We start from the raw sequence: 12,103 nt of genomic DNA on the forward strand, positions 1-12,103 counted from the left end.
TTTCACCCCTCTAATATCTTCATCGCTGTCTCTATAGCTTGTCCTACAGCGATGCTCATTTGCCTGTGACAGCCTCGAGCGTCTCCAACTATGTGTATGCTGTCACCCTCTCTCACGAAAGACAGATTCGGTATTCTTCCTATGCATATCAACAAAGCATCAAAGGCATACTCTGATTTAGATGTTCTCAAGACAAGTTTGTCACTTTGAATTGCACCAACAATAGGTTCTACAGGATGATAAACAACATTTGATCGCTCAACCAGATCTCTGAGTCTCTTTACTGCTTTTATCTTATCGGTTCTATTGAATATGTGAACTGACTTTATGCCATTTTCAAAGGCTTTCAGCGCTCCATCAAAAGCTGCATCACCTGCACCAAGAATTGCTAATGATTCAATAGTCCTGGGAAGATATCTATACTCGCACACAACATTGTTACTGACTTCGAGATTTAAGAGTCTCTTTGGTAATGTACCGCTCGCTACGATGATCTTATCGAAAAAATATTCCCTTTGATTAGTTACAATCCTGTGGTCACAAACAGTTGCAACCTTCTCATGATGAAAATCTATTGAATGTTCATGCAAAGCCTGCTTCAGCCTTTCAGCAACCTTTTCACCGCCGCACGCAGTCATGAACGGCACGTTTTCAATTCTCCAAGCGTTTGTAATGAGCCCACCTACGGAATTCTTTTCGAAAATCGTAACCCTTGCACCACAACGCTTGAGAAAAACAGCAGCCGAAACACCAGCCGGACCAGCTCCTACGATCCCAACATGCATTCTATCTCACCTGCTGAGGATATGATAGCAAAACCATGTGCCATGCTCTTCAACGAAGAAAAATGATAAAAATCGTCTTTGTCCCAACAAGCATCCTCTACAACAATGAGTTCATACCCTTTCACAAAGGCACTTCGCACAGTCGTTTCAACACACAGATGAGTCATTACGCCACAGACAACCAACTGGTTCACCTGCTTTTTCTTAAGAGATTCCTCAAGTTCTGTCATATGGAAAGCGTCGTACGAGTCTTTGTATATGACCTGTGCTTGAACTGGCTTTATCGATAACTGGATTTGCTTTCCTTCTACAGAATTTCCCCACCATCGCTTCATCGCATCACTGTTGCCTTTATGAACAGTGCAAAAAATCGGTAGTGATCTTTCCTCGAAAACTTTCAAGAGACTGTTAACCTTCTGAAGTGCATTCTCAACTCCGTGCAAATAAGCCTCGCTTTGAGGATCACAGAAATACCTCTGTGCATCGATTACTAACAACGCCACACGATCTACATCTATCCTGCAAGGATGCTTCTTTCTCTCCCTGGTGAAGAACATCAACTCCCCTCCACGGAAAATTCTACCGCTGACAAAATAGTCCAAGACCAACTGCGTCTCAAAAGCCTTTCAGTGCAGCCTTTTATCTGCACAGCTCTCGGCGAGATCAACAGCAAAACGAAATCACACTCTGATTCATTTGAATTCAACGCCAATAACGTTTTAACATCTTCTTCACAGCTTCCCACAAGCCCATCAAGTCTTGCCCTCTTGTTTCATATATTTCGTCCATTCTTGGCAGTCCGAAAAGACTGAAAGACACCTTTCTCGTACTTACACCGTTTAGAGTTTTTATAATGTATGATATGTGATGATAGAGCGAACAGTCCATGAGCGAATGAACACCGTTTGCGTCTGTTTGGAAAGCTAATATCTCTGTGCTTCGCTCACGCGCAACTTCGTTCTTTGATGAATCTGGGTCATTTTGTTTCACCATCTCTGCAAGGAACTAATACCAGCACTTTTATTTGTGTCTAAACATAAGAGAGTGCGAGCGCCGTCAAAGTTCAACTTTGAATCATTTCTTATTCTTTGCTTGAAGACCGTAGTGATACTTCCAACTCCTGTGTTCTATTGAAGGCTTCGAAAAAATTCTCTGCTTTCGCCTGCGCAAAGGAATTGATATAATTTTCAAAATAGATTGCTGAGGAGAGTGACGATGCGTGTATCTGGCGACTTTTGAGTTCGATGGTAAACAAGGTTGGGGAGTTGTGGAACCAAAAACTGGTCTGCTTTGCCCCTCCGAACTTTGGTTGGGTGAAAATTCTCCAAAAACATTATTGGAATTCATCAGATTGTACCACGATGAAATCACATCCTTACCTCGACCAAAGGTAAATGAAAAGTGGTTAAAACTTGAAAACCTTCACATCACAGCACCTATACCCAAACCTGTGAGAAATGTATTCTGTGTGGGAAAGAACTATCAAGATCACGTTTCTGAGATGGCAAAGGTTGGTCATTCTACACATACAGAGATCTCACATCCACACTTCTTTACCAAAGCGACCAACACAGTAACAGGACCTTACTCAAAGGTATATTTGCATCCACAAGTCACATCTGAAGTAGATTATGAAGCAGAGTTAGCAGTAATAATTGGAAAAAGAGGCATAAACATACCTGAAGAGAAAGCCCTTGAACACGTCTTTGGTTACACGATACTGAACGATCTTACAGCAAGAGATCTTCAAAAGAATCATGTTCAGTGGTTCAAAGGAAAGAGTTTGGATGGCTTTTGTCCAATGGGACCATGGATCGTAACCAAAGATGAAATAGGCTATCCTGTCGAACTCGAAATTCAATCTTGGGTCAACGGAGAACTCAGGCAAAACTCAAACACAAGATACATGATCTTTCACATAGAAAGACTGATAAACATTCTCTCTCAGGGAATGACGCTTGAGCCAGGAGACATATTGGCTACTGGAACGCCTTCTGGAGTGGGAATGGGCTTCAAACCGCCAAAGCTGCTCAAGCCAGGTGATGTAGTCAGAGTGGAAATCGAAAAGATAGGCTACATAGAGAATGAAATCTACGCTTGAAAATGGGAGCATTCGAAAGGTGAATCTGAATTCTTCAGACAAGGTTCCTCAGTCAGTCTAATACCTTCACAGTAACACAACCGCACATATACATACACTTAAGATTCGCGATGATACAATACGTTTAGCCAGTTTAAAACGACCAGACGAGTAACTATCTGGAGGGAAAGTCATAGGTGCTCAAAGATAGAAGAGCAAGCTCCAAACCAACTGGAAAAGTTATGAAATTGCCAAAACTCAACGATTTTCTTGAAAATCATATCCTTAGAAATACTTTCTTGCTCACACTGGTTATCTCGTTCATCTTGTTCTTAACTGTGTTCTTCTTCGTCTTTCGCATTTTCGAAGCTCAAGAACTGGTACGCATAACTCAGCTTGACCGAAACTGGACAAACACACTGGATTCTTTTGGGAAATTGTTGATCGTTTTGTCTGCACAGACAGAGCCCTTCAAGGATGAAGAATCTGTGAGGAACTTGACGAAGAAGATCTACGAAAATTACCATCCATTCGTTGCATATCCAGCTTTCGGAAGTAACGATGGAAAGATGATCTCTTACCCAGACTATGATTATGGGCAAGATTACGATCCAAGAAAAAGACCCTGGTACCAGACGGCTTTACAAGATCCACAAAACTACGTCTTCGTAAAGCCTTTTACGCACCGCATACTCAATGAACCCACTATGGCCGTTGCAAAGGCGGTATACGATGAACGAGAAAATTTACTCGGTGTACTCGTGTTGGATCTTATTGTCAGCAAGATAGCTGAAAATCTTCTTTCTGATCGTTCTTACATTATCGATAGAACAGGACAGATATTGGCGAAGAGAGGAACAATCAAAGCTACTTTTACTCCCTCATCATCAAAGGCAAAAGAAGTTCTGATTGTTGTGATCGGTTTAAATCGGTATATTGCAAAACCTTCCACTGGTGATACTTATGTTGTTATTGAAAGTTCGCTTCTTGCACAAATTGCGATTTCGTTGATACCCTCTTCGAGTGTCTTACTGGCCGTGCTGATTGTGAATTTCTTGGCTGTTAAAAGAATGAAGAGTACTTTGAATAAAATCGTGATAGATCCTGTGGAGAAAATCGTCGAGAGTCTGAGAAGCTATCTATCTGGGAAGCCCTTCGAGATCGAGAAGGTATCGTGTTCCATTTACGAGACGAGGATGCTCGCAGGCGAGCTTTCTGACATGGTGACAATCATAGAGTCGCAGATGCAAGAACTGAAGGCAAGTTATGAACAACTCGAAGCTTCACAGCAAGAACTTGAAGATTCATATAAGAGATTGAAGCTGAAAGAGGAGGAAGTAATTCTTGCTTACAAAACTCTTTCCGAGAGGCTCGGTATGGTTATTGAAAACTTTGACGAACCAACAGGTAAGCACATACAAAGAGTGAGTAAACTGTCGAAGTTCTTAGCAGAGAAGTTCAATCTACCCAAAGATCTTGTTAAGCAAATAGAACTCTACGCACCACTCCATGACATAGGAAAGATCAAAGTACCAACAGGAATACTGAACAAACCAGGAAGGCTGACTCAAGAAGAATTTGAGCTTGTGAGGAAACACGTTCTTTGGGGATCCGAAATTATTGGAAATGACAAGAAACTTGAGATCGCACGAAACATAGTTCTGTACCATCACGAGAGGTACGATGGTTCAGGATACCCCTTTGGTTTGAAAGGCAACCAGATACCCATAGAAGCACAAATCGTTACCAAAACACTTTGCCCCTGAGCTGCTCGAAATCTTCTCAAGGTATTCAGATCAGATAAGAAAACTTTGGGAAGAATAAGCTTCGTCCCTAAAGCATAAGAAACCATTTCTATGAAAAAAAACAAAAGGGGAAGCTCTCGCTTCCCCTTTGAATCCCCGGGCACTACCTACTCTCACATGGAGTCGCCTCCATACTACCATCGGCCCAGAACGGCTTAACGGCCGGGTTCGGAATGGGACCGGGTGTTTCCCGCTCTGGTATCGGCACCCGAGGAAACTTGAAGGTTCACTGGAAACTGCATAGGAAGCTACAAGGTCAAGGCCTCGGCCTATTAGTACCGGTTGGCTCAACACCTTACGGTGCTTACACCACCAGCCTATCAAGGTCCTGTTCTCGGACCGGCCTTACTCCCTTGACGGGATGGGAGGTCTAATCTTGGGACGTGCTTCCCGCTTAGATGCTTTCAGCGGTTATCACTCATGGGCATAGCTACCCGGCGTATGCCCCTGGCAGGACAGCCGGTACACCAGAGGCCCACTCTCCCCGGTCCTCTCGTACAAGGGGAGACCTCCCGCAAACCTCCTACGCCTACGGCCGATAGGGACCGACCTGTCTTACGACGGTCTGAACCCAGCTCACGTACCCCTTTAATAGGCGGACAGCCTAACCCTTGGGACCTGCTTCAGCCCCAGGATGGGATGAGCCGACATCGAGGTGCCGATCCTCGCCGTCGATGTGAACTCTCGGGCGAGACTAGCCTGTTATCCCCGGGGTAACTTTTGTCCGTTGTCGACGACCCTTCCACTCGGAAGTCGTCGGGTCACTAGGACCGACTTTCGTCTCTGCTCGACCCGTCGGTCTCACAGTCAGGCCGGCTTATGCCCTTGCACTCGTCGGTGGATTTCCAACCCACCTGAGCCGACCTTCGCGCGCCTCCGTTACACTTTAGGAGGCGACCGCCCCAGTCAAACTGCCCACCTGGCACTGTTCCCAACCTGCTCTTCACAGGTTCAGGTTAGAATTTCGACACACCGAGGGTGGTATCCCACTGACGGCTCCCCCGACCCTGACGAGCCGGGTTCACAGCCTCCCACCTATCCTGTACACGATGTGTCAAAATCCAATACCAGGCTACAGTAAAGCTCCACGGGGTCTTTCCGTCTAGCCGTAGGTTGAGGGCATCTTCACCCCCGTTGAAATTTCACCGGGTCCCCCGCCGAGACAGTGCCCCAGTCGTTACGCCATTCATGCAGGCCAGAACTTACCTGGCAAGGTATTTCGCTCACCTTTATCTTGGTTTTTCAAACCAAGGGTGGACTGTATCTTCATCCAGCATCCTCACTTAACTCTTTCAAGATTGTCTTCAGTTGCTCGTGCTTTCCTGTGTTCATTTCCAGAGCTATCTGAATGATCTGTACTATACCTTCTCTTGTGAGGTGCTTTCCTTCATCCATCATTTTGATGATCTTACTGAATTTCTTGAAATCAACGTTCTTTTTCGTTTTGAGTGGGTATTTCTGAAAGAATTCGACGCATTTCTTCAGGCACTCGAATTTTCTTATCCTCAACTCGTACCGGTCTTCGTGATTCTTTCTCACAGTACCACATTCAAAGAAATGCTTCAGTGCGTACAGGATTTGAATGTCACGTTGATGCTGAACAATCCTAAACTCAGGCAGCACTTGATATCCCACACTCATAGTTTTATTCTTGTTCACACCAACGTAGAAACATCCTTCACCGTCTACGAATCCAACAACCCACTCTGGATGGAGTTTCATAACGCTGCACCTCCATGAGAAGCTGGATGCCCGGCGTACAGTCTCTGAGGATTCCCTTTTCGGGTTTCCTGCGGATTGCCCAATTTCTTCCATTTTTACTTGAAGAACCAATTTTCTTCAAGTAGGAAGAACTCTAAGGGGTTTCCCGCATACAGCCGGGTATTGCCCTGCAGGTTACCCTGCAGGCAGGCAGCACAGCTACCTTAGGACCGTTATAGTTACGGCCGCCGTTTACCGGGGCTTCGGTTTGGAGCTACGCCTTACGGCCTCACCCCTCCCCTTAACCTTCCGGCACTGGGCAGGCGTCAGCCCCTATACATCCTCTTTACGAGTTTGCAGAGGCCTGTGTTTTTGGTAAACAGTCGCTAGGGCCATGTCACTGCGACCGCTTCAGGCTCCCTCAGTTTCCAGGTTGCCCCTTCCCCTGAGTTCACCCTACTGCGGCACCCCTTCTCCCGAAGTTACGGGGTTAATTTGCCGAGTTCCTTGGCGAGGGTTGTCCCGCTCCCCTTAGCTTTCTCAGCTTGCCCACCTGTGTCGGTTTACGGAACGGGCACCTGCAATCTCAAACGGCACGCGAGGTTTTTCTTGGCAGCGTGGGGTCGATGCCGTTGGACCCTTACGGGTCCTTCCCATCACGGCTCAGCTCAGGCAGCGGATTTACCTACTGCCCTCAACGCCTAACCGCTTGGAAGGGAATGCCACTTACCCTCGGCATTTACCCTTCTGCGTCACCCCTCGTACCTCGATTACAGATGGTGCTGGAATATTAACCAGCTTCCCTTCGGCTACCCCTTTCGGGTTCACCTTAGGGTACCGACTAACCCTGGGAGGACGACCCTTCCCCAGGTACCCTTGGGCATTCGGGGGGAGAGATTCTCACTCTCCTCTCGCATACTCATGTCCGCATTCTCACTTCCGCCTCGTCCAGTAGCCCTCGCGGGTCTACCTTCACCCTAAAGCGGAAAGCTCCCCTACCGCCTGTACCTATCGGTACAGACCCATGGCTTCGGGGGATGGCTTGAGCCCCGTTACATCTTTGGCGCAGTACACCTCGACTGGTGAGCTGTTACGCACTCTTTAAAGGATGGCTGCTTCTAAGCCAACCTCCCAGTTGTCTATGGTATACCACATCCTTTCCCACTTAGCCATCTCTCCGGGCCCTTAGCCGATGGTCTGGGCTGTTTCCCTTTTGTCCATGGAGCTTATCCCCCACAGACTTCCTCCCGAGCTTTATGTACAGGGATTCGGAGTTTGACAGGGTTCGGAGGTTACCCCCCTAGCCCTATCAGTGCTCTACCCCCTGTACAGACCACTCGAGGCCGCACCTCAATGCGTTTCGGGGAGAACCAGCTATCACCGAGTTCGGTTAGCTTTTCACTCCTACCCCCAGGTCATCCGAGGATTTTTCACTATCCATCGGTTCGGACCTCCAGTGGGGTTTAGCCCACTTTCATCCTGCCCAGGGGTAGCTCACCCGGCTTCGGGTCTGCCGCCAGTGACTTGCGCCCTATTCGGACTCGCTTTCGCTACGGCTACGCCTCAATCGGCTTAACCTCGCCACTGACGACAACTCGCGGACTCATTAATCAAAAGGCACGCCGTCACCCTTGCGGGCTCCGACTTAGTGTAGACATGCGGTTTCAGGTTCTATTTCACTCCCCTCCCGGGGTTCTTTTCACCTTTCCCTCACGGTACTCGTGCACTATCGGACGATGGAGAGTATTTAGCCTTGGAGGGTGGTCCCCCCAGATTCCCGCAGGATTCCACGAGTCCCGCGGTACTCGGGAACACAACAAGGAGTCTTCTCCCTTTTGTCTACGGGGCTTTCACCCTCTATGGCGTGCCATCCCAAGCACTTCGACTAGAGAGAAGATTTGTAACTCCTCGGTGCGTCCGTAGCCACACCATGTTGTGTCCCACAACCCCAGTATGACAACGCCCACGGGCTTGAACATCATACTGGTTTAGGCTCTTCCCCTTTCGATCGCCTCTACTCAGGGAATCTCGTTTGATTTCTCTTCCTCGGGGTACTGAGATGTTTCACTTCCCCCGGTTCGCGCCTTACGGCGGCTGATCTTACGACCAGCCAGGTTTCCCCATTCGGGAATCCCCGGATCAACGCCTGTTTGCGGCTCCCCGAGGCTTATCGCAGCTTACCACGCCCTTCATCGCCTTCCATCGCCAAGGCATCCACCGCATGCCCTTAGTACCTTGACCTACGCTTCCTATGCAGTTTTCAATGACCCTTCCATTGGTGGAGACGAGGGGATTCGAACCCCTGACTTCCTGCTTGCAAAGCAGGCGCTCTCCCAGCTGAGCTACGTCCCCGCCCATGGTGGGCTCGGGAGGAGTCGAACCTCCGACCTCACGCTTATCAGGCGTGCGCTCTCACCAACTGAGCTACGAGCCCGCTCAAGTCATTCAAAAATGGATAGCAGTCCCGACTTTTCTCTCCCTAGAAAGGAGGTGATCCAGCCGCACCTTCCAGTACGGCTACCTTGTTACGACTTAGCCCCCCTCGCCAGATTCACCTTCAATGCCTTCCCTCCCTTTCGGGTTAGGATAAGCATCTTCAGGTGCCCCCGACTCGGGTGGCTTGACGGGCGGTGTGTGCAAACCCCGGGAACGTATTCACCGCGGCGTGGCTGATCCGCGATTACTAGCGATTCCGGCTTCACGCAGGCGGGTTGCAGCCTGCGATCTGAACTGGGGGTGGTTTTTGGGATTAGCTCCCCCTCGCGGAGTAGCAACCCATTGTACCACCCATTGTAGCGCGTGTGTAGCCCAGGGCATAAAGGGCACGAGTACCTGACGTCGTCCCCTCCTTCCTCCGGCTCGTCGCCGGCGGTCCCCTTAGAGTGCCCGGCCGAACCGCTGGCAACTAAGGGCAGGGGTTGCGCTCGTTGCGGGACTTAACCCAACACCTCACGGCACGAGCTGACGACGGCCGTGCACCACCTGTGCAAGCTCCCTTTCCAAAAGGAAAGGGTCCCTCCCCTTTCGGGTCGGTACCACCTGCATGTCAAGCCCTGGTAAGGTTCTTGGCTTAGCATCCAATTAAACCACACGCTCCACCGCTTGTGCGGGGTCCCGCCAATTCCTTTGAGTTTCACCCTTGCGGGCGTACTCCCCAGGCGGCTCACTTAACGCGTTAACTGCAGCACGGAGGAATGACTCCCCCACACCTAGTGAGCATCGTTTACGGCTAGGACTACCCGGGTATCTAATCCGGTTTGCTCCCCTAGCTTTCGGGCCTCAGCGTCGGGCACGGCCCAGGAGACCGGCTTCCCCACCGGCGTTCCTGCTGATATCTACGGATTTCACCCCTACACCAGCAGTTCCATCTCCCTCTACCGGCCCCAAACTCAGTAGTTTCGCGCGCAATTCCGTGGTTGAGCCATGGGATTTCACACGCGACACACCAAGTCGCCTACGCCCCCTTTACGCCCAGTGAATCCGGGTAACGCTCGCCCCCTACGTATTACCGCGGCTGCTGGCACGTAGTTAGCCGGGGCTTTCTCGTGAGGTACCGTCATCGACCTGACATTTCCTCCAGGTCTTATTCGTCCCTCACAACAGGGGTTTACACCCCGAAGGGCTTCGTCCCCCACGCGGCGTTGCTGGATCAGGCTTTCGCCCATTGTCCAAAATTCCCCACTGCTGCCTCCCGTAGGAGTAGGGCCCGTGTCTCAGTGCCCTTGTGGCCGGCCACCCTCTCAGGTCGGCTACCCGTCGTAGGCTTGGTGAGCCGTTACCTCACCAACTACCTGATGGGACGCAGGCCCCTCCTTCAGCGAAGCAAACGCTCCTTTCATCCAACGACTTCTGTCGTTGGATCGTATGGGGCATTAGCTGGAGTTTCCCCCAGTTATTCCCCTCTGAAGGGTAGGTTACCTACGTATTACTCACCCGTGCGCCGCTGGTACTCTTGCGAGTACCCGCTCGACTTGCATGTGTTAAGCACGCCGCCAGCGTTCACCCTGAGCCAGGATCAAACCCTCCACAAAAAATTAGAAGGTTATGATTCCTGACTTTGGAATTTGCGGGACTGCTATCCATATTTCAATGACCCGAGGACAAAACACTCTGAGTCTTATTCAGACTCTTTATCCTTCTATTCATTTTCCAAGACCCTGCTTCTTCTAACTGCTCTCTCACGAGCGACCAGGTATCATAGTACCACCTGTCAATGACCATGTCAAGTTACGAAAAGGTTACAACCACCTCGCAGAAGGGTTCCTCAACCACCCAAGTAAGCACGCTTCACTTCTTCATTTGTGAGCAATTCTTTACCAGTGCCCTGTAGAACTATTCGTCCTGTTTCTAATACATAGCCATATTCTGCTATGCTCAGTGCCGCATAAGCATTCTGTTCAATGAGAAGAATCGTCTTACCTTCATTGTGGATTTTCTGAATGATCTCAAAGAGTTCCTCAACTATTATAGGAGCAAGTCCCAAAGAAGGCTCATCGAGCATCAGCAACTCTGGTTGACTCATCAGAGCCCTACCTATCGCAAGCATCTGCTGCTCTCCACCAGACAGAGTGCCCCCTTTTTGATTCATGCGCTCTTTCAAAACGGGAAAAAGAGAAAAAATCCATTCCATATCTTTCTTTATTCCGCTTTTATCATTTCTTTGATACGCTCCAACCAACAAATTCTCATAGACTGTCAGATTTGGGAAAATTCTTCTGCCCTCGGGAACCATTGCAGTCTTTCTCGACACAATCTCATTGGTCGGCTTGTTCGTAATATTTTCACCATTCAAAAAAATATTCCCAGCCCTTGCCTTGACAAGACCACATATTGCCTTCAAAGTGGTTGTCTTTCCTGCACCGTTTGAACCAATCAAAGTCACAATCGTTCCTTTTTCCACCTTGAAAGAAATACCTTTCAATGCTCTTATAGCTCCGTAATTAACATGCAAATCACGAACTTCGAGCATAGACACCACTTCCTAAATAAGCTTTTATCACCTCGGGGTTGCTCTGAATCTCAGTGGGTGAACCACGCGCAATCACACAACCATGATCCAAAACAGTTATTCTCTCACATATTCCCATCACAACCTTCATATCGTGTTCGATCAAAAGTACAGTTAAACCAAATTCATCGCGAATTCTCTTTATAAACTTCATCAGTTCAGCTGTTTCTTCCGGGTTCATTCCCGCTGCTGGTTCATCGAGCAACAGAAGTTTTGGTTTTGTTGCCAAAGCTCTGGCTATTTCAAGTTTTCTCTGATGTCCATAAGGAAGTGAACCTGCACTTTCATTTGCAAGTCTTTTCAACCCAACAGCTTCAAGGAGATCAAGTGCCTCTTTCGTCATTTCTCGCTCTTGTTTCACATACCTTGGTAAATCAAAAACAGCCGAGAAGACAGATGCTTTCAATCGATAATGACAAGCTACACGAACATTATCGAGCACATTCATTCTCTGAAACAGTTTGATATTCTGAAAAGTTCTCGCTATTCCAAGAGCAGCAGTTTCATGTGGCTTTCTCTCGGTTATATCCACACCCATGAAGCTTATCTTTCCCGCATCCGCACGGTAAACACCAGTTATGACATTGAAAACTGTTGTCTTACCTGCTCCGTTGGGACCTATGAGACCTGCCAGCTCTCCTTGCTCAAGTTCCATGGAAACGTTATTAACAGCTATTAAGCCCCCAAACCTCTTGACCACTCCATCCAATTTCAAGATTGGCAT

General features: G+C 48.5%; 7 protein-coding genes, 2 tRNA genes and 3 rRNA genes. 2 read left to right on the forward strand and 10 right to left on the reverse strand.

Annotated features, from left to right (window positions below; genetic code table 11):
* Window positions 1-2: 2 nt before the first annotated feature.
* The 3 genes from ACSFC1_RS10590 to ACSFC1_RS10600 form a co-directional block, all read right to left on the reverse strand.
* Window positions 3-785 (reverse strand): NAD(P)/FAD-dependent oxidoreductase, encoded by a 783-nt coding sequence (locus ACSFC1_RS10590; RefSeq protein WP_435566154.1) that lies wholly within the window; start codon window positions 783-785, stop codon window positions 3-5.
* Complete coding sequence (locus tag ACSFC1_RS10595) at window positions 767-1,342, reverse strand: isochorismatase family cysteine hydrolase (RefSeq protein ID WP_435566155.1); 576 nt, start codon at window positions 1,340-1,342, stop codon at window positions 767-769. Before ACSFC1_RS10595 ends, ACSFC1_RS10590 begins: the two co-directional genes overlap by 19 nt.
* Window positions 1,343-1,487: 145 nt before the next feature.
* Window positions 1,488-1,775 (reverse strand): hypothetical protein, encoded by a 288-nt coding sequence (locus ACSFC1_RS10600; protein ID WP_435566156.1) that lies wholly within the window; start codon window positions 1,773-1,775, stop codon window positions 1,488-1,490.
* 229 nt (window positions 1,776-2,004) lie between these two features.
* Here ACSFC1_RS10600 and ACSFC1_RS10605 point away from each other — a divergent pair, with 229 nt between their 5' ends.
* The gene (locus ACSFC1_RS10605; protein WP_435566157.1) at window positions 2,005-2,886 is read left to right on the forward strand and encodes a fumarylacetoacetate hydrolase family protein; all 882 of its coding nucleotides are present in this window, start codon (window positions 2,005-2,007) and stop codon (window positions 2,884-2,886) included.
* Between the two features lie 176 nt (window positions 2,887-3,062).
* Window positions 3,063-4,631, forward strand: a complete 1,569-nt coding sequence (locus tag ACSFC1_RS10610) for an HD domain-containing phosphohydrolase (protein WP_435566158.1) — start codon at window positions 3,063-3,065, stop codon at window positions 4,629-4,631.
* A gap of 134 nt (window positions 4,632-4,765) precedes the next feature.
* On the opposite strand, the gene rrf is transcribed toward ACSFC1_RS10610, so the two are convergent.
* The 7 genes from rrf to ACSFC1_RS10645 form a co-directional block, all read right to left on the reverse strand.
* A 5S ribosomal RNA gene (rrf, locus tag ACSFC1_RS10615) occupies window positions 4,766-4,882 on the reverse strand.
* Window positions 4,883-4,922: 40 nt separating this feature from the next.
* A 23S ribosomal RNA gene (locus ACSFC1_RS10620) occupies window positions 4,923-8,612 on the reverse strand.
* 35 nt (window positions 8,613-8,647) lie between these two features.
* Window positions 8,648-8,723, reverse strand: a tRNA-Ala gene (locus ACSFC1_RS10625).
* A 5-nt stretch (window positions 8,724-8,728) separates the two neighbouring features.
* Window positions 8,729-8,805: transfer RNA gene (locus ACSFC1_RS10630), tRNA-Ile, on the reverse strand.
* 49 nt (window positions 8,806-8,854) lie between these two features.
* Window positions 8,855-10,402 (reverse strand): 16S ribosomal RNA (locus ACSFC1_RS10635).
* Together the 16S, 23S and 5S rRNA genes with 2 tRNA genes alongside form the textbook arrangement of a ribosomal RNA operon.
* A gap of 233 nt (window positions 10,403-10,635) precedes the next feature.
* Window positions 10,636-11,340, reverse strand: a complete 705-nt coding sequence (locus tag ACSFC1_RS10640) for an ABC transporter ATP-binding protein (protein ID WP_435566159.1) — start codon at window positions 11,338-11,340, stop codon at window positions 10,636-10,638.
* Window positions 11,324-12,103, reverse strand: coding sequence for an ABC transporter ATP-binding protein (locus ACSFC1_RS10645; protein ID WP_435566160.1), 780 nt, complete (start codon window positions 12,101-12,103; stop codon window positions 11,324-11,326). Before ACSFC1_RS10645 ends, ACSFC1_RS10640 begins: the two co-directional genes overlap by 17 nt.

Origin of the sequence: Pseudothermotoga sp. U03pept (assembly GCF_051235805.1) — a bacterium.
Classification (GTDB): Bacteria; Thermotogota; Thermotogae; order Thermotogales; family DSM-5069; genus Pseudothermotoga_B.

Coding starts and splice junctions, on each gene's coding strand:
- ACSFC1_RS10645 (WP_435566160.1), bottom strand. CDS start 12,103: ATGCCAATCTTGAAATTGGATGGAGTGGTCAAGAGGTTTGGGGGCTTA.
- ACSFC1_RS10595 (WP_435566155.1), bottom strand. CDS start 1,342: ATGTTCTTCACCAGGGAGAGAAAGAAGCATCCTTGCAGGATAGATGTA.
- ACSFC1_RS10590 (WP_435566154.1), bottom strand. CDS start 785: ATGCATGTTGGGATCGTAGGAGCTGGTCCGGCTGGTGTTTCGGCTGCT.
- ACSFC1_RS10640 (WP_435566159.1), bottom strand. CDS start 11,340: ATGCTCGAAGTTCGTGATTTGCATGTTAATTACGGAGCTATAAGAGCA.